The sequence below is a fragment of the Dactylosporangium sp. NPDC000521 genome (assembly GCF_042898305.1).
GTDB lineage: Bacteria > Actinomycetota > Actinomycetes > Mycobacteriales > Micromonosporaceae > Dactylosporangium.
In genome coordinates this window covers 145,987-161,628 of sequence record NZ_JBIAYW010000008.1, presented here as the reverse complement: position 1 = coordinate 161,628, position 15,642 = coordinate 145,987, and the positions used below count along the sequence as shown (strand labels likewise).

At 72.1% G+C, this 15,642-nt stretch carries 16 protein-coding genes; 7 read left to right on the top strand and 9 right to left on the bottom strand.

Going from position 1 to position 15,642, the window contains the following annotated elements:
- Nucleotides 1-414, top strand: a complete 414-nt coding sequence (locus ACFY3L_RS26355; RefSeq protein WP_344501915.1) for a roadblock/LC7 domain-containing protein — start codon at nucleotides 1-3, stop codon at nucleotides 412-414.
- Nucleotides 415-569: 155 nt separating this feature from the next.
- Here the strand turns inward: ACFY3L_RS26355 and ACFY3L_RS26350 are convergent, their stop codons facing one another.
- Nucleotides 570-1,688: a GuaB3 family IMP dehydrogenase-related protein gene (locus ACFY3L_RS26350; RefSeq protein ID WP_389329218.1), complete on the bottom strand. Its 1,119-nt coding sequence runs from the start codon at nucleotides 1,686-1,688 to the stop codon at nucleotides 570-572.
- Nucleotides 1,689-1,726: 38 nt separating this feature from the next.
- Nucleotides 1,727-3,220, bottom strand: coding sequence for an IMP dehydrogenase (guaB, locus tag ACFY3L_RS26345; RefSeq protein WP_389329215.1), 1,494 nt, complete (start codon nucleotides 3,218-3,220; stop codon nucleotides 1,727-1,729).
- A gap of 181 nt (nucleotides 3,221-3,401) precedes the next feature.
- On the opposite strand from guaB, the gene ACFY3L_RS26340 reads away from it, so the two are divergent.
- Nucleotides 3,402-3,794 (top strand): DUF5319 domain-containing protein, encoded by a 393-nt coding sequence (locus ACFY3L_RS26340; RefSeq protein WP_327008183.1) that lies wholly within the window; start codon nucleotides 3,402-3,404, stop codon nucleotides 3,792-3,794.
- A gap of 76 nt (nucleotides 3,795-3,870) precedes the next feature.
- Here ACFY3L_RS26340 and ACFY3L_RS26335 read toward each other — a convergent pair whose 3' ends face one another.
- A complete protein-coding gene (locus ACFY3L_RS26335) occupies nucleotides 3,871-4,629 on the bottom strand; it encodes a LuxR C-terminal-related transcriptional regulator (protein WP_389329212.1) in 759 nt (252 codons plus the stop codon).
- 180 nt (nucleotides 4,630-4,809) lie between these two features.
- Between ACFY3L_RS26335 and ACFY3L_RS26330 the strand changes: the two genes are divergently transcribed.
- The gene (locus ACFY3L_RS26330) at nucleotides 4,810-5,265 is read left to right on the top strand and encodes a WhiB family transcriptional regulator (RefSeq protein WP_389329209.1); all 456 of its coding nucleotides are present in this window, start codon (nucleotides 4,810-4,812) and stop codon (nucleotides 5,263-5,265) included.
- 136 nt (nucleotides 5,266-5,401) lie between these two features.
- Here the strand turns inward: ACFY3L_RS26330 and ACFY3L_RS26325 are convergent, their stop codons facing one another.
- The 3 genes from ACFY3L_RS26325 to groES all read right to left on the bottom strand — a co-directional run bounded on the left by ACFY3L_RS26325 (nucleotide 5,402) and on the right by groES (nucleotide 9,051).
- Nucleotides 5,402-6,868, bottom strand: a complete 1,467-nt coding sequence (locus ACFY3L_RS26325) for a molybdopterin-dependent oxidoreductase (RefSeq protein WP_389330093.1) — start codon at nucleotides 6,866-6,868, stop codon at nucleotides 5,402-5,404.
- Nucleotides 6,869-6,994: 126 nt separating this feature from the next.
- Nucleotides 6,995-8,644, bottom strand: coding sequence for a chaperonin GroEL (gene groL, locus ACFY3L_RS26320; protein WP_389329206.1), 1,650 nt, complete (start codon nucleotides 8,642-8,644; stop codon nucleotides 6,995-6,997).
- 92 nt (nucleotides 8,645-8,736) lie between these two features.
- Nucleotides 8,737-9,051 carry a co-chaperone GroES gene (gene groES / locus ACFY3L_RS26315; RefSeq protein ID WP_203845131.1) on the bottom strand — a complete coding sequence of 105 codons (315 nt, stop codon included), beginning with the start codon at nucleotides 9,049-9,051 and terminating at the stop codon, nucleotides 8,737-8,739.
- Between the two features lie 231 nt (nucleotides 9,052-9,282).
- Here groES and ACFY3L_RS26310 point away from each other — a divergent pair, with 231 nt between their 5' ends.
- Nucleotides 9,283-10,056 (top strand): hypothetical protein, encoded by a 774-nt coding sequence (locus tag ACFY3L_RS26310; RefSeq protein WP_389329203.1) that lies wholly within the window; start codon nucleotides 9,283-9,285, stop codon nucleotides 10,054-10,056.
- A 4-nt stretch (nucleotides 10,057-10,060) separates the two neighbouring features.
- On the top strand, nucleotides 10,061-11,239 hold the full coding sequence (locus ACFY3L_RS26305) for a methyltransferase domain-containing protein (RefSeq protein WP_389329200.1): 1,179 nt from the start codon (nucleotides 10,061-10,063) through the stop codon (nucleotides 11,237-11,239).
- Nucleotides 11,240-11,306: 67 nt separating this feature from the next.
- Here ACFY3L_RS26305 and ACFY3L_RS26300 read toward each other — a convergent pair whose 3' ends face one another.
- Nucleotides 11,307-12,053: a hypothetical protein gene (locus tag ACFY3L_RS26300; protein WP_389329197.1), complete on the bottom strand. Its 747-nt coding sequence runs from the start codon at nucleotides 12,051-12,053 to the stop codon at nucleotides 11,307-11,309.
- Nucleotides 12,054-12,070: 17 nt separating this feature from the next.
- Here ACFY3L_RS26300 and ybaK point away from each other — a divergent pair, with 17 nt between their 5' ends.
- Both ybaK and ACFY3L_RS26290 read left to right on the top strand, forming a co-directional pair.
- Entirely contained in the window at nucleotides 12,071-12,550 is a 480-nt protein-coding gene (ybaK, locus tag ACFY3L_RS26295) for a Cys-tRNA(Pro) deacylase (protein ID WP_389329194.1), read from the top strand.
- A 2-nt stretch (nucleotides 12,551-12,552) separates the two neighbouring features.
- Entirely contained in the window at nucleotides 12,553-12,876 is a 324-nt protein-coding gene (locus ACFY3L_RS26290) for a DUF1707 domain-containing protein (protein ID WP_389329192.1), read from the top strand.
- Here ACFY3L_RS26290 and ACFY3L_RS26285 read toward each other — a convergent pair.
- Both ACFY3L_RS26285 and ACFY3L_RS26280 read right to left on the bottom strand, forming a co-directional pair.
- Nucleotides 12,858-14,609, bottom strand: coding sequence for an ABC transporter ATP-binding protein (locus tag ACFY3L_RS26285; RefSeq protein ID WP_389329189.1), 1,752 nt, complete (start codon nucleotides 14,607-14,609; stop codon nucleotides 12,858-12,860). The two genes, ACFY3L_RS26290 and ACFY3L_RS26285, sit on opposite strands and share 19 nt — an antisense overlap.
- Nucleotides 14,609-15,642 (bottom strand): ATP-binding cassette domain-containing protein (locus tag ACFY3L_RS26280; protein WP_389329186.1); only part of this gene is annotated, 1,034 nt, incomplete at its 5' end. The genes ACFY3L_RS26280 and ACFY3L_RS26285, both read right to left, overlap by 1 nt.

Here is a 15,642-nt window from a genome sequence, read left to right as displayed (position 1 = left end):
CTGAGCCAACAAGCACGGGACCTGAGCTGGTTGATCAACGCCTTCACCGAGCGGGTGCCGGGCATCGCGCACGCGGTGGTGGTGTCCTCCGACGGCCTGCTGGTCGCCGTGTCAGATCATCTGCCGCGCGACAGCGCGGACCAGCTGGCGGCCGTCACGTCGGGTCTGGTGAGCGTCACCAGCGGCGCCGCCCGCATCTTCGACGGTGACGAGGTCAAGCAGACCGTGGTCGAGATGGGCCAGGGCTTCTTCCTGGTCATGACGATCCGCGACGGCTCGATCCTGGCCGTCCTCGCCGGCCGCGAGGCGGACATCGGCGTCGTCGGGTACGAGATGGCCCGCCTGGCCAAGCAGGCCGGCGAGATGCTCACCCCGGCGCTGCGCGCCGAGCTCCAGCAGGCCCTCCCCCGCTGACCCCTCCCCGCTGACCCCTTCCCCGCGGGAGCCGGAAGACCGCGTGCGGTCTCTTACGGATCACGCGGGAGCCGGACGCTCCGGGGTGGATGCGAAACGGCCCGGACCCCGAGGCGGGGGCCGGGCCGTCAGGCGTTGCGGGACGGTCAGCGGTCTCAGCGGTCGAGGACCAGGCCGACCTTCTGGAACTCCTTCAGGTCGCGGTAGCCGCACTTGGCCATCGCGCGCCGGAGGCCGCCGAACAGGTTGAGGACGCCGTCGGGGTCCTCGGACGGGCCGTACAGGAGCTTCTCGAGGTCGCCGAGGGACTCCTCCGCGGACCCGAACGAGCCGCGGGGCAGCTTCGGGTGGCTGGCGGCGGAGTGCCACCAGGCGCCGCCGGCCGGGGCCGATCCGCTGCGGGACAGGGGCTCGCCGACCATGACGGCGTCGGCACCGCAGCCGAGGGCCTTGGCGATGTCCCCGGACGTCTGCAGGTTGCCGTCGGCGATGATGTGGACATACCGGCCGCCGGTCTCGTCGAGGTAGTCGCGGCGGGCGTCGGCGGCGTCGGCGATGGCGGTGGCCATCGGGACGCGGATGCCGAGGACCCGGTCGGTCGTCGACCACTCGTCGGCGCCGATGCCGACGATCACGCCGGCCGCGCCGGTGCGCATGAGATGCAGCGCGGTCTGGTAGTTGGTGCAGCCGCCGACGATGACCGGCAGGTCCAGGTCGGCGATGAACTCCTTGAGGTTCAGCGGCTCGTCGGTCGTCGACACGTGCTCGGCGGAGACGAGGGTGCCCTGGATGACCAGCAGGTCGACGCCGGCGTCGAGGATGACGGGCGCGAGGGCGAGGGTGTGCTGCGGGGAGACGCGGACGGCGACCGTGACGCCGCCGTCGCGGATCTCCTTGACCCGCTCGCCGATGAGCTCGGGCTTGATGGGCTCCGCGTACACCTCCTGGAGGCGCCGGGTGGCCCGGGAGTCGTCGTCCAGTCCGGACAGCTCCTCCAGGATCTTGCTCGGGTCGGTGTAGCGGGTCCAGAGGCCCTCGACGTTGAGCACGCCGAGCCCGCCGAGGCGGCCGAGCTCGACGGCGGTCGCCGGGCTCATGATGGCGTCGGAGGGGTGCGCCACGCACGGGATCTTGAACGGGTACGCGTCGAGCTGCCAGTTGGTCGACACGTCGTCGACGTCACGGGTGCGCCGTGTCGGGACGATCGCGATGTCGTCCAGGTGGTAGCCACGCCGGGCACTCTTGCTCAGCCCGATCTCGACCACGTCACGCATTTGCCGCTCCTGCCATTGTTAAGCCCTGCTAGGGGTGTCTACCGCGAGTGGTAGTTGGGTGCCTCGACGGTCATCTGGATGTCGTGCGGGTGGCTCTCCTTGAGCCCGGCCGCGGTGATCCGGATGAGCTGGCCCCGCTCGTGCATGTCGGGGACGGTGGCGGCGCCGACGAAGCCCATGCCGGAGCGCAGCCCGCCGACGAGCTGGTGGGCGACCGCGGCGAGGGGACCGCGGAAGGGGACCTGGCCCTCGATGCCCTCGGGGACGAGCTTGTCGTCGGACAGGACGTCGTCCTGGAAGTAGCGGTCCTTGGAGTAGGACCGGGCCTGCCCGCGGGACTGCATCGCGCCGAGCGAGCCCATGCCCCGGTAGGACTTGAACTGCTTGCCGTTGATGAAGATCAGGTCGCCGGGGCTCTCCTCGCAGCCGGCCAGGAGGCTGCCGAGCATGACGGTGCTGGCGCCGGCCACGATCGCCTTGGCGATGTCGCCGGAATACTGCATGCCGCCGTCGCCGATGACCGGCACGCCGAGCGGCGCGCAGGCCCGGGCGGCCTCCATGATCGCGGTGATCTGCGGCACGCCGACGCCCGCGACGACCCGGGTGGTGCAGATGGAGCCGGGGCCGACGCCCACCTTGACCGCGTCGGCACCGGCCTCGGCGAGGGCCTTCGCGCCGGCATACGTGGCGACGTTGCCGCCGACGACGTCGACGGTGGTCTCCTTCTTCAGCCGGACGACCATCTCGACGACCTGCCGGTTGTGCCCGTGCGCGGTGTCGACCATGACGATGTCGAGGCCGGCGTCGATGAGGGTGCGGGCCCGCTTGTAGGCGTCGTCACCGACCCCGACGGCGGCGGCGACCCGGAGCCGTCCGGCGTCGTCCTTCGTGGCGTGCGGGAACTTCTCGCTCTTGGAGAAGTCCTTGACCGTGATCAGGCCGCGGAGCTTGCCGGAGCTGTCGACGATGGGCAGCTTCTCGACCTTGTGCTTGCGCAGCAGCGCGAGGGCCTCGTCCTTGCTGACCCCGACCGGCGCGGTGTAGAGCGGGGCGACGGTCATGATCTCGCGAACGGGCGTGGCCGGGTCGGACACGAAGCGCATGTCCCGGTTGGTGACGATGCCGACGAGCTGGCCGGCGGCGTCGACGACCGGGACACCGGAGATCCGGTACCGCCCGCAGAGCTTGTCGACCTCGCCGAGGGTGTCGTCGGGCGAGCAGGTCACCGGGTTGGTGACCATCCCGGCCTCGGACCGCTTCACCAGGTCGACCTGCTGTGCCTGGTCGTCGATCGACAGGTTGCGGTGCAGGGTGCCGATGCCGCCCTGACGCGCCATGGCGATCGCCATCCTGGCCTCTGTCACCGTGTCCATCGCGCTGGAGACCAGCGGGATGCGCAGGGTGATGTTGCGGGTGACGTGGCTGGACGTGTCGACGGCGCTCGGCACGACGTCGGATTCGCCCGGCAGCAGCAGCACGTCGTCGAAGGTCAGGCCCAAAGGCAGCTCGGAGCTGCTGGTAGGGCGTGACATCACGTCAGGTCGCGGCGAGAAATCCATGAAGCGCATCCCAGCTCTCGGTCTCCGGCGGGTGCGTCTCATCGTACTTCCGCCCCGACGGCGCACCCCTCCGCCATAGCCGGACGTGCCGTGGCTTACTACCGCTCCGCACACCGAGCCCCACACACGCCGGTATTAGGGCTACCGTTGAGGCGTGCACGAAGAGCCCATCGACCCGTTCGCCGGTGACCCGGCCGATCCTTCGGCCGAGCTCGACGACAGCGGTGCCGACGACCCGTTGACCGCCGCCGAGCGCCAGGACGTTCTCGAGGACCTTGCGGACCTCGAGATCTACCAGGCGCTGCTCACGGCGATCGGCGTCCGTGGGCTCGTCATCGAGTGTGAGGACTGCCACGAGCCGCACTATTTCGACTGGGACCTGCTGCGGGGAAACCTGAAGCACCTGCTCACGTCGGGCCGGCCACGGGTGCACGAGCCGGCTTTCGACCCGGACCCGGACCATTACGTCACATGGGAGTACGCGCGGGGTTACGCTGACGGGGTCCACGACGCACTGGCGAGTGCGACGGACGACAACGAAGGCTGAGTCCCTGGGGCAAGCTCTGGGCACCTTCGTTTAGGTTTGCCGCGCGCGGGGTACCGACGCGGCATGGCACGCGACGCTAGCTCACCAACCCGGCACGGAAGGCCGCCGCGACGGCGTGTGCCCGGTCGCGTGCGCCCAGTTTCCGGAACAGCCGGCGAGCGTGCGTCTTGACCGTGTCCTCGGAGACGAAGAGCTCCCGGCCGATCTCGGCGTTGCTCTTGCCGTCCGCCATTCCGCGCAACACCTGCAGCTCGCGTTCGGTGAGCTCGACGCGCCGCCGCGGCGGTTCGCCGGGCACGTCGCCGCGCTGCTGCGGCACGCCGGCGCCGACGATGCGCGCGTTGGGCACCCCGACCGCGGTCCTCGCCGCACCGGGCAGCCCCCGGCCCACCGGCAGCACGCCACCGGCCGACTGGGCCGGCGTGCCGACCCGCGCGGGCAGGACCGGCTCACCGTTGCCGCGGCCGACCTGGCTCAGCACGAGCAGCACCGCCTTGGCGAGCGTCGTGACCGGGTCCGCCGTGTCGACCCGGATGACCGCCCTGGCGCCCGCCGCGATCGCCGCCGCCGCCGCGCGGGGCTCCTCCGTGCCGAAGAAGACCACCGTCGAGCCCGGCGACACCGCCAGGACGCGGCGGGAGAACTCCGCACTGTCGGGCCGGGCGAGGGTCGGGTCAGCCAGCACCAGGTCCGCGGGCAGCTCACTCAGGCGGGCCAGGGCCTCGACCATCGTGACGGCGGTCCGCACCGCGTGTGCCACTCCGAGCCTGGCCGCCGCTGCGGCGACCGTCTGTGCCGCGACCTGTGTTCGCACACACACCAAAATCGTACGCACCGTCGTGCTCCTCTCTCTCAAAGAGAGAAACACGAAATGGCGAGATCTAGACGTGGTTTCGCCGCGATTGGCCTACGAGAAATTGACCGACGACATCCCGTTACCTGCGGCGTGCTCGCGCGTTGTACAGGGTCTGTGCCCCGCGCGAATTCAAGTCCGCAAGCTTGGAAGGAGGGGCGAATGACGAATGTGACTCGGCTGCCCGGCCCGATCGCGGACATGTGGGACTGGCAGCGTCTCGGCCTGTGCCGCGGACGGGACAGCGCGCAGTTCTTCCACCCGGACGGCGAGCGCGGCGCGTCGCGCGGCCGGCGGGAGGCGGCGGCGAAGAACGTGTGCCGGGCGTGCCCGGTCCGGGCGCAGTGCGCCGCGCAGGCCCTGGCGACCCGCGAGCCGTACGGCGTGTGGGGCGGCTTCAGCGAGGGCGAGCGCCTGCGGCTGCTGGCCGTCGGCTGGGAGGACTGCGCCGTGCGGGGGCAGGAGAAGGTCGACGTGTCGCGACTGGAGGCGAAGCTCGGGCTGCGCCCCTCGCCGCCGCCCATCCAGCTGCGCACGATCCGCACCCACCCGGCGCCCAACGTGCCGGCCCAGCGTCGCCGCGCCGGCACCGACCGCGCCCGCCCCGCCGCCCGGTAACGGCGGAGAGCCGGCCGCGGGAACGGCCGCCGCCGGGCATACCCCCCGACGCGGCGGCCGCGGAGCGGAGCCAGGCGTGGAGGAACGGCCGCCGCCGGGGCGTACCCCCGACGCGGCGGCCGCCAACATGTGCGGGTCAGCGCACCTCGACCTGCACCGAGTGCCATCCTGTGGCGCCGTCGGGGTCCGGCGGCGCCACCGCGTCTGTCTGGGTGTCGCCGCCGTTGTCGGTGGCGCGGACGGTCAGCCGGTGCTTGCCGGGCGTCGCGGTCCACTGCAGCGTCCACTGCCGCCACGTGTCGATCGACGGCACGGCGGCGAGCTTCGCCTGCTGCCAGGGGCCGTCATCGACGCGGACCTCGACCTTGGCGATGCCGCGGTGCTGCGCCCAGGCGACGCCGGCGATGACGACCTGGCCGGCCGGGGGCCGGCCGCCGGCGCGGGGCGTGTCGATCCGCGACTGCGTCTTGATCGGTCCTTGCTGCGCCCAGCCGCGATTGATCCAGTACGCGTCGAAGTCGGCGAACGACGTCAGTTCCAGTTCGGCGAGCCATTTCGTGGCCGATACATATCCGTACAGGCCGGGCACGACCATTCGAACGGGAAATCCGTGCTCGATCGGGAGCGGTTCGCCGTTCATCGCGATCGCGAGCATCGCGTCCCGCCCGTCGCGCAGCAGCGCGGTCGGGGTGCCGGCGGTCCATCCGTCGACGGACCTGCTGACCACCTGGTCGGCGCCGGCTTTCGGCCGGACCTCGTCGAGGAGGTCGGCGATCCGCACGCCCTGCCACTTCGCGTTGCCGATCAGGTCGCCACCGACGTCGTTGGAGACGCAGGCGAGCGTCACGTACCGCTCGATCATCGGCCGCTTGAGCAGCTCGTCGAAGGTGAGGGTGAGCGGCCTCTCGACCCGGCCGTGGATGCGCAGCGTCCAGTCGCCGGGCGACACCTGCGGCACGACGAGGGTGGTGTCGATGAGGTAGAAGTCCTTGTTCGGCGTCACGAACGGGGCCAGGTCCGGCAGGTTCGCGTCGGCCTCCGCCGGCAGCGGCGTGGCGGCGTCGGGCGCGGCCGGGACGCGCACGGCCGCGCGGTCGGCCTCGACGTCGCGGCGGGTCGCCCACCAGCGGGCGGTGAGGCCGGCGACGAACGCGGCGGCGAGCGTCCCGCCGGCGGCGCGCAGGAAGAAGCGGCGCTGCTCGTAGGTCTCGATCGGCGGCCGCACCAGCAGCCACCGCAGCACGCCCGCGCCGGCGAGCGCCCCGGCGACCGTCGGCACGAACGCATACCAGGGCGCGTCGTGCCGGGTCACCGCCGCCAGGACGCCGATCACGGCGAACAGGGCGATACCGGCATACCCGTACATCATCCGGCGCAGCGACAGGATCCCGACGACCGCCGCGAAGACCGCGAGGATCAGCAGGGTCCCGACCTGCAGCGCGATCTTGTCGTACGTGGAGAAGACCGCGACCGCGAAGTCCTTCACGGGCGCCGGCACCGCGTCGATCACGGCCCCGCCGACGGACACGAGCGGGGAGGTGGTCGCGCCGGTCAGGATCGCGACGACCTCGGCGACGCCGAGCGCCACCCCTGCGGCGGCCATGCCGGCGAGCGCGGCGTTGCGTTTGCTGAGCACGGCTCCAGTCTGCGCCGTGCGCCACCGCCCACCAAGGGCGGTAATCGATCCATAAGGAAGAAGGGCCCGGCCGGAGCCGGGCCCTTCCGACACTCAGAAACCCGGGCCGTGCGAGTGGCCGTGGCCGTGCCCGTGGCCGTGTCCGCCACCGGCGGCGGCGGGCTCCGGGGCGACCGGCTTGTCCACGACCAGGCTCTCGGTCGTGAGCAGCAGGCCGGCGATCGACGCGGCGTTGGAGACCGCGCTGTGCGTCACCTTCACCGGGTCGACGATGCCGGACTTGACCAGGTCGACGTAGTCGCCGGTGGCGGCGTCGAGGCCGTGGCCGAAGTCGAGCGCGGAGACCTTGCCGACGACGACGTAACCGTCGAAGCCCGCGTTCTGCGCGATCCAGCGCAGCGGCTCGACGAGCGCCTTGCGCACGATCGAGACGCCGACCTTCTCGTCGCCGGTCAGGCCGAGGTCACCGTCGAGGACCGGGAGCACCTGGGCCAGGGCGGCGCCGCCGCCGGGGACGATGCCCTCCTGGACCGCCGCCTTGGTCGCGGAGATCGCGTCCTCGATGCGGTGCTTGCGCTCCTTCATCTCGACCTCGGTGGCGGCGCCGGCCTTGATGACCGCGACCCCACCGGCGAGCTTGGCGACCCGCTCGTTGAGCTTCTCCTTGTCCCAGTCGGAGTCGGAGGCCTCGATCTCCTTGCGGAGCTGCTCGACCCGCGCGGTGACCTCGCTCTGCTCGCCGGCACCGTCGACGATCGTGGTGAGCTCCTTGCCCACGACGACGCGCCGGGCCTTGCCGAGGACCTCGGTGCCGACCGACTCGAGCTTGTAGCCCAGCTCGGGGGCGACGAGCTCGGCACCGGTGAGGATCGAGATGTCCTGGAGCATCGCCTTGCGGCGGTCGCCGAAGCCGGGCGCCTTGACCGCGACGACCTTGAAGGTCTTGCGGATGGCGTTGACCACCAGGGTCGACAGGGCCTGGCCCTCGACGTCCTCGGCGATGATCAGCAGCGGCTTGTTGTCCTTGACGATCTGCTCCAGCAGCGGCAGCAGCTCCTCGATGGCGGCGATCTTCTGGGTGGTGACGAGGACGTAGGTGTCCTCGAGCACCGCCTCCTGCGACTCCGCGTCGGTCACGAAGTGCGGGGAGATGTAGCCCTTGTCGAACTGCATGCCCTCGGTGACCTCGAGCTCGGTCGTGAGGGTCGAGCCCTCCTCGACCGTGATGACGCCGTCGCGGCCGACGCGCTCCATCGCGGAGGCGATCAGGTCGCCGATGGTGGCATCCTGCGCGGAGATGGTGGCGACCTGGGCGATCTCGGTGTGGCTGGCGACCGGGGTCGCCTTCTCCTTGAGCGCCTTGACGACGGCGGCCGCCGCCTGGTCGATGCCGCGCTTGATGCCCGCCGGGTTGGTGCCGGCGGTCACGTTGCGCAGACCCTCGCGGACCAGCGCCTGGGCGAGCACGGTGGCGGTGGTGGTGCCGTCACCCGCGACGTCGTTGGTCTTGGTGGCGACCTCTTTGACCAGCTGGGCGCCGAGGTTCTCATAGGGGTTGGCGAGCTCGATCTCTTTCGCGATCGTCACGCCGTCGTTGGTGATGGTCGGGGCACCGAACTTCTTGTCCAGGACGACGTTGCGACCGCGCGGGCCGAGCGTGACCTTGACCGTGTCGGCCAGGTGGTTGACGCCGTGCTCCAGCAGGTGCCGCGCATCGTCGGAGAAGCTCAGGATCTTCGCCATGCGTGTGATGTCCCTTCAAAGCGACACCGCCCCGGCCGCAGCGCTCCTGCGCACGGGTCCGGGGCGGTGGCCACTGATCTACTTGGTCTGGGTCACTTCTCGATGACCGCGAGGACGTCACGGGCGGAGAGCACGAGGTACTCCTGGCCGCCCCACTTGACCTCGGTGCCGCCGTACTTCGAGTAGATGACGGTGTCGCCGACCTTGACGTCGATCGGGACCCGGTTGCCCTTGTCGTCGATGCGACCGGGGCCCACAGCCTGGACGGTGCCCTCCTGGGGCTTCTCCTTGGCGGTGTCCGGGATGACGATGCCCGAGGCGGTGGTCGTCTCAGCCTCGTTGGCCTGGACCAGGATGCGGTCCTCGAGCGGCTTGATCGCAACCTTCGTCGCGGTAGTCACGGGCATACCCTCCTGGGGTATCGATTTCTTACGCTATCGAGTGCCCGGTGAAGCCGTCGTCGCGGGTGCCGGCTCCAGCCGGTTGGCTGGCACTCTCATGTCGAGGGTGCTAATCGGAGGTTATGTCGCTGGCTAGCACTCCGTCAAGGAGAGTGCCAAACACGCCACGAAATCACCCGTCGTCGGCTACGCGACGGACAGCGGCCGGACATCGCCCACCGATCTACGCTCGCCTGTATGAAGAGGCTGCTGGGCATGTTGATCGTCGCCACCCTGACCACGGGGTCCCTCGCCGCCTGCGGCAAGAAGGACGGCGGCGACGTTGCCGCGGAAGCCAGCAACGGCCCGTCGAACTCGGCCGGGTTCGGCGAGGGCCCCGGCGGAGCCTCGGCATCGCCCGGCGGTGGCGGCACCGGGGGCACCGGCGGCACCCAGGATCCGTCCGCGGACAAGAGCGCCGCCGGCCCCACCTACCCCGGTGACGCCAAGGGCTACTGCCAGGCCGCCGTGTCCGCCTGGACCAAGAACGACATGAACCGGATCAAGCAGCTCGCGAGCAGCGGCGCCGTGTCCAACTTCCAGTACATCGAGAAGGGCGCCGACCACAACTGGAAGTACGTGAAGAAGGACGGCTCCGAGTGCGTCCTCCGCAACGACCACGGCGACCAGCTCCAGGTCACGATCGACGAGCACAACCTGGGCAAGCCGCAGGCCGTCACCGACGTCGTCATCGAGAAGACCGAGTACCCGTCGGACGCCTCCAGCTACGTGCAGAGCTTCATCAACGCCTGGTACAACGGCAACACCGCCCGCATGGCCAGCTACTCCAGCCAGTCGATCGCCGGCAGCTACGGCGGCAAGAAGGCGCCGCCGAACTGGACCGAGAGCCAGCCCAAGGAGGACAAGGGCGACTATTGGCTCGTGCACGGCTCGTCGAACGCCGGCGACAGCTATACCTTCAAGGTTCGCAAGAGCCTCGGCAAGGCCGGGGGCATCCTAGGGATTTCATAGACGCATGCTCGAACAGGCGATCCAGGCCGCGGCCGCACTCCCTGACGGCGACCCGCTCGCCGCCGCGTCGGCGCTGCGGGCGGCCGGCTTCCCGCCCGACCTCGCCGCCGCCGCGCTCACCCAGGTGGCGCTGCGGCGGAAGGCGGTCGCGAAGTTCGGCGCCGACGCGGCGGTGATGCACTTCACCCGCGCCGGCCTCGAGCAGGCGACCCGGGCTCCCGTCGCGGCCCGGCGGGCGGCCCGGCTCGCCGCCGCGGGCGCCATCCGGGTCGCGGACCTCGGCTGCGGCATCGGCGCCGACACGATCGCCTTCGCCCGCGCGGGCCTGCGCGTGCACGCGGTCGACGCCTCGCCGGAGACGGCCTCGACCGCGTCGGCGAACGTCCACGCGTTGGGGTTGGCGGCCGGTGTACTGGTGGAGACCCGCGACGCGACCGAGGTGCCCCTCGACGAGGTGGACGCCGTGTTCTGCGACCCCGCCCGGCGCACGTCCGGCGGGCGGCGGGTGTTCGACCCCCGCGCCTACTCGCCGCCGTGGGACTTCGTGGTGGGACTGGCGGCGCGGGTACCGATGACGGTGCTGAAACTCGCGCCCGGCATCGACCACGCGCTGCTGCCGCCCGGCGCGGAGGGAGAATGGGTGTCGGTCGACGGTGACGTGGTCGAGGCGGCCGCTTGGTGCGGTCCGCTGGCGGCCGCTCCCCGCCGCGCGACGCTCTTCCAGGACGCCCAGGTCTTCTCGCTGACGGGCTCCGGCACGACCGCCGCACCTGTCGGACAGGTCGGAAATTTCGTGTATGACCCCGACGGGGCGGTGGTGCGGTCGCATCTCGTCGCCGAGTTCGCCGCCACGGTCGGCGGCGCCCTCGCCGACCCCACCATCGCCTACGTCCACACCCGGTCCTACGTGCCGACCCCGTTCGGACGCTGCTACGAGGTGCTCGACCAGCTGCCGGTGGCGTTGAAGCGCCTCCGGGCCGCGCTGCGCTCCCTCGACGTCGGCTCCCTGACGATCCTGAAGCGCGGCTCCGCCCTGGACGTGGAGGAGCTGCGCAGGTCGCTGCGCCTGTCGGGCACCCGGGCCGCGGTGATCGCGCTGACCCGGGTCGCCGGCGCCCCCGCGGTGCTCCTGCTGGACCGGGTCCCCAGCCCGGCCGCCCCCGCTCCCGCTCCCGCCGGATAGCCCCGCCTGGCTCGGAACCCTGCCCGACAGCACCGCCGCCCCGGTCCCACCGGAGAGCCGGGGCCGCTCAGTACAGCTGCTGCCCCAGGCGTCGTTGCAGGTCGATGAGCACGTCGTCGGCGAGTTCCTCCGGTGGGCGGCGGCCCAGCTGCTCCGTGAGCATGCGGCCCGACTCCCGGCACATGTCCCACGTCACGCGCTCGTGCAGCCAGCGCAGCCACTCGACGACGTCGTTGATGAAGAACGCGACGATCTGCTCCGACCCGCGGACCCGCCGCTCCTCCCCCATCACCGTCAGCGCCGCCGCCAGCCGCCGCCGCGGGAAGTCGTGCCCGGCGAGCGCGTCGGCGAACACGTCCGCCCGGTGCCGCGGCGCCGTCGGTGCGACCGTCAGCTTCGGGAACGGCGGATCGCCCGACGTCCACACCTGCGCGCTGCGCGGCACGAACTCGGGCTCCAGCACCACGTCGATCCGTGACGCGTGCCCCGGGTCGTCGACGGCGACGAGGACCCGCGGCTCCACCGAGCTGACCTTCGTCACGAAGCGCGACAGGCCGGTCGCCTCCTCCACGCAGAACCGCGCGTCGGGCAGGTCCAGCACCCCGTCGAACACCAGCCGCCCGACCCGCGGCCCCGCCCCCTGCCACAACCTGACCCTGACCAGCCCCACCTGCGGCCTGGCCGCCACCCGTACGTGCCGGTCCGTCGCCGTGATCGGCCCGTCCCCGTCGAACACGGACATGTCCCGGCCGCTGGTGGCGCCCAGGAAGATGTGCCCGTAGCCCAGGTACATCTGGACGGCACCGATCTGCATCTCGCTATTGTGGGCCAGTGGCGAGCAAGGGCACCCCGGCGACCGCACTGTTGGCGCGGCAGAAAATCGTGTTCACTCCACATACGTACGAGGTCGACCCCCGGGCCGCCTCCTACGGCGAGGCCGCCGCGGCCGCCCTCGGCGTCGCGCCCGACCGCCTCTTCAAGACCCTCGTCACCACCGTCGACGGGCAGCTCACGGTCGGTGTCGTGCCCGTCTCTGCGTCCCTGGACCTGAAGGCCCTGGCCGCCGCCGTCGGCGGCAAACGCGCCGCGATGGCCGAGCCCGCCGCCGCCGAACGCGCCACCGGCTACGTGACCGGCGGGATCTCCCCCGTCGGGCAGCGCTCGCGGCTCCCGATCGTCATCGACGCCTCGGCCTCCGCACTGTCCACGATGTACGTCTCGGGCGGCCGGCGCGGCCTGCAGATCGAGCTCGCCCCCGACGACCTCGTCCAGGTCACCGGCGCCGTCCTCGCCCCCATCGCGACCCACTGACCATGTCCGCGCCGGACGAGGCCCGCCGGCACGCACCGGCCATGCGCGCCTCCGACGAGGACCGGCGGCGCGTGATCGACGCGCTGCAGCAGCACACCCAGGCCGGCCGCCTGACCCTGGACGAGTTCGCCGACCGCTGCGACACGGTCCTCGCCGCGAAGACCCTCGCCGACCTGCGTGCCGCCACCCACGACCTGCCGGCGCTGCCACCGGTGCCGGCGCCGGCCCCCGCGGACACGTCGAACGACCGCCACGTGCTGTGGGTGTTCGCGATCGCGCTGATCGCGGCGGTCCTGCTGGGCGTCGTCTACGCCGCGTTCCACTGATTCACGGCGGTGCCGTGCCAGGAACGCCACAGGGCGGCGTAGGCACCGCCGGCGGCGACGAGGTCGTCGTGGGTGCCGAGCTCGGTGATCCGGCCGTCCTCGACGACGGCGACCCGGTCCGCGTCGTGGGCGGAGAAGAGCCGGTGCGCGATGGCGATGACGGTCCGGCCGTGGAGGGCACCCGCGAGTGAACGCTCCAGGTGGCGGGCGGCGCGCGGGTCGATGAGGGACGTCGCCTCGTCCAGGACCAGGGTGTGCGGGTCGGCGAGCACGAGCCGGGCCAGGGCGAGCTGCTGCGCCTGGGCCGGGGACAGCGGCGGCTCGCCGAGGACGGTGTCGAGGCCGGCGGGCAGGGCGTCGACCCAGTCGAGGGCATCGACGGTGGCGAGCGCGTGCCGGAGGTCCGCGGTCGTCGCGGACGGGCGGGCGAGGACGAGGTTGTCGCGGACGGTGCCGAGGAAGACGTGGTGCTCCTGGGTGACGAGGGCGACGTGCCGGCGCAGCGACGACAGCGGCAGGTCCGACAGCGGGACGCCACCGATGGTGACGGTGCCGGCGCCGGGCGTGTGGATGCCGGCGAGGAGTCGGCCGAGGGTGGACTTGCCGGCGCCGGAAGGGCCGACGATCGCGAGCCGTTCGCCGGGCCGGACCTCCAGGTCGATGCCGTGCAGGACGTCGCGGCCGTCGACGTACGCGTACCGCACCCCCTTCGCGACGATCCGCTCGTCGGCGGGGACGGCTTCGGCGTCCGGGGTGGCGACCGGCACCGACTGGACGCCGACGATCCGGGCGAACGAGGCGAACCCGACCTGCAGGTGGTCGAACCACGACAGGACCCGGTCCAGCGGGTCGATGAGCGCCAGGAAGTACAGGACGGCCGCGGTGACCTGACCGACCGTCGCCCACCCCTCCGCCACGAACCACCCGCCCGCGACGAGCGTGACCGCGCCCGGCAGCGCGTAGCCGAACTCCGTCAGCGGGAACCAGACGGTCCGCAGCTTCAGCGTGTACATGTTCCGGTCGTACAGGCCGCGCAGATGCTCCTGGGTGCGCTCGACCCGGCGCTGCCGCAGCCGCAGGACGTCGACGGTCCGGGCGCCCTCGACGGTCTCGGCGAGTCCGTCGGTCAGCTCGGCGAACGCGGCGCTGGCCGCGAGGTACCCGGCCGGCGCCCGCCGGAAGTACCAGCGCGAACCGCCCCACAGGATGGGCACGGCGACGAGGGCCGGCAACAGCAGCAGCGGCGACACGAGCGCGACGGCGCCGATCGTGAGGACGACCTGCAGGATGCCCACGACGACCTCCGGCACGGCGAACCGGACCGTGTCCGAGGTCCCCTCGACGTCGCGGGACGCGCGGGTGAGCAGGTCGCCGGTGCCGGCACGCTCCACCGTGGACGGTGGGACGGCGAGGACCCGGTCGACGAACTCCTCCCGCAGCGTCGCGAGGACCTGCTCGCCGAGGCGGGCGGAGGCGAGTCTGGCGTAGCGCACCAGTACCGACACGGCGACGACGAACCCGGTGATGGTGAGCGCGATCCGGTCGACGGTCCAGGTGGTGGTGCCGGCGGAGGTCTTCTCGACCAGGTCGCCCAGCAGGCGGGGGGTGACGAGACCGGCGACGGCGGCGCTGACGTGCAGGGTGACGACGAGTGCCAGCGTCCGCGGGTGCTCACGGACGAGCCGCCGCAGGTAGGAGCGGACCTCGGCGCCGGAGGCGACGGGCAGCAGCATCAGGCGTCCTCCTCCCTGGTGACGGTCGCGCTGTACGCGGGGCACGTGGCGAGCAGCTCACGGTGGGTGCCGGTGGCGGCGACCCGGCCGGTGGCGTCGACGAACGCGACCACGTCGGCCTGGTCGAGCAGCAGCGGGCTGGTGGTGCACACGACGGTGGTCCTGCCGGCGCGGGCGGCCGGCAGGCGCCGCGCGATGAGGGCCTCGGTGTGGGTGTCGACGGCGCTGGTGGGTTCGACGAGCACCAGGACCGGCGGGTCGAGGGCGAGCACGCGGGCGAGCCGCAGCCGCTGCTGCTGCCCGCCGGAGAAGTCGCGGCCCCGCTCGGCGATCTCCGTGTCGAGCCCGTCGGGGAGCGCGTCGACGATGTCCTGCGCCGCGGCCGCGGCGAGCGCGGACAGCACGGTGGCGTCGCTCCTGGCGGTGCCGCCCTCGGTGGTGTGGTGGCCGCCGCCGAGCTCCTCGCGGAGCCGCCCGCGGAAGAGCCGGTCGCCGTTGTCGGCGACGACCACGTGTGATCTGACGTCGTCGATCCGCATGTGCCGCAGGGGTACGCCCAGCAGCCGCGCCTCCGACGCCGGATCGAGCAGCCCGATCCGGTCCGCGATGGCGGCGGCGTGCTCGGGGCGGGCGGCGGCGATCGCGGTGAGGAGTCCATGGCCCGCTGCGAATCCGGACCCTGGATCGTCGAGGCCGGCCCTGCCGTCGGCGGGGGTCCTCACGACCGGGCCGGCTTCGGTGACGCTGTACTGGCCGGCTTCGGTGACGCCGAACGGGTCGACGGGCCCGGGAGTGCCGGCCTTGACGCTGACCGGGCCGGCGGGGTCGAGAACCCCGGCCATGACGCTGACCGGGCCGGCGGGGTCGAGGGTCACGGTCTTGATGCTGACCGGGCCGGCGGGGTCGAGGGTCACGGTCTTGATGCTGACCGGGTCGGTGGGGTCGAGGGTCACGGTCTTGATGCTGACCGGGCCGGCGGGGTCGAGGGTCACGGTCTTGATGCTGACCGGGTCGGTGGGGTCGAGGGTCACGG

What these genes read in the sequence shown, in the direction of transcription:
- guaB (WP_389329215.1), bottom strand. Translation starts at nt 3,220, where the DNA reads ATGTCACGCCCTACCAGCAGCTCCGAGCTGCCTTTGGGCCTGACCTTC.
- groES (WP_203845131.1), bottom strand. Translation starts at nt 9,051, where the DNA reads ATGCCCGTGACTACCGCGACGAAGGTTGCGATCAAGCCGCTCGAGGAC.
- ACFY3L_RS26330 (WP_389329209.1), top strand. Translation starts at nt 4,810, where the DNA reads ATGACGAATGTGACTCGGCTGCCCGGCCCGATCGCGGACATGTGGGAC.
- ACFY3L_RS26300 (WP_389329197.1), bottom strand. Translation starts at nt 12,053, where the DNA reads ATGCAGATCGGTGCCGTCCAGATGTACCTGGGCTACGGGCACATCTTC.
- ACFY3L_RS26305 (WP_389329200.1), top strand. Translation starts at nt 10,061, where the DNA reads ATGCTCGAACAGGCGATCCAGGCCGCGGCCGCACTCCCTGACGGCGAC.
- groL (WP_389329206.1), bottom strand. Translation starts at nt 8,644, where the DNA reads ATGGCGAAGATCCTGAGCTTCTCCGACGATGCGCGGCACCTGCTGGAG.
- ACFY3L_RS26310 (WP_389329203.1), top strand. Translation starts at nt 9,283, where the DNA reads ATGAAGAGGCTGCTGGGCATGTTGATCGTCGCCACCCTGACCACGGGG.
- ACFY3L_RS26285 (WP_389329189.1), bottom strand. Translation starts at nt 14,609, where the DNA reads ATGCTGCTGCCCGTCGCCTCCGGCGCCGAGGTCCGCTCCTACCTGCGG.
- ACFY3L_RS26325 (WP_389330093.1), bottom strand. Translation starts at nt 6,868, where the DNA reads ATGGCCGCCGCAGGGGTGGCGCTCGGCGTCGCCGAGGTCGTCGCGATC.
- ACFY3L_RS26350 (WP_389329218.1), bottom strand. Translation starts at nt 1,688, where the DNA reads ATGCGTGACGTGGTCGAGATCGGGCTGAGCAAGAGTGCCCGGCGTGGC.
- ACFY3L_RS26290 (WP_389329192.1), top strand. Translation starts at nt 12,553, where the DNA reads ATGTCCGCGCCGGACGAGGCCCGCCGGCACGCACCGGCCATGCGCGCC.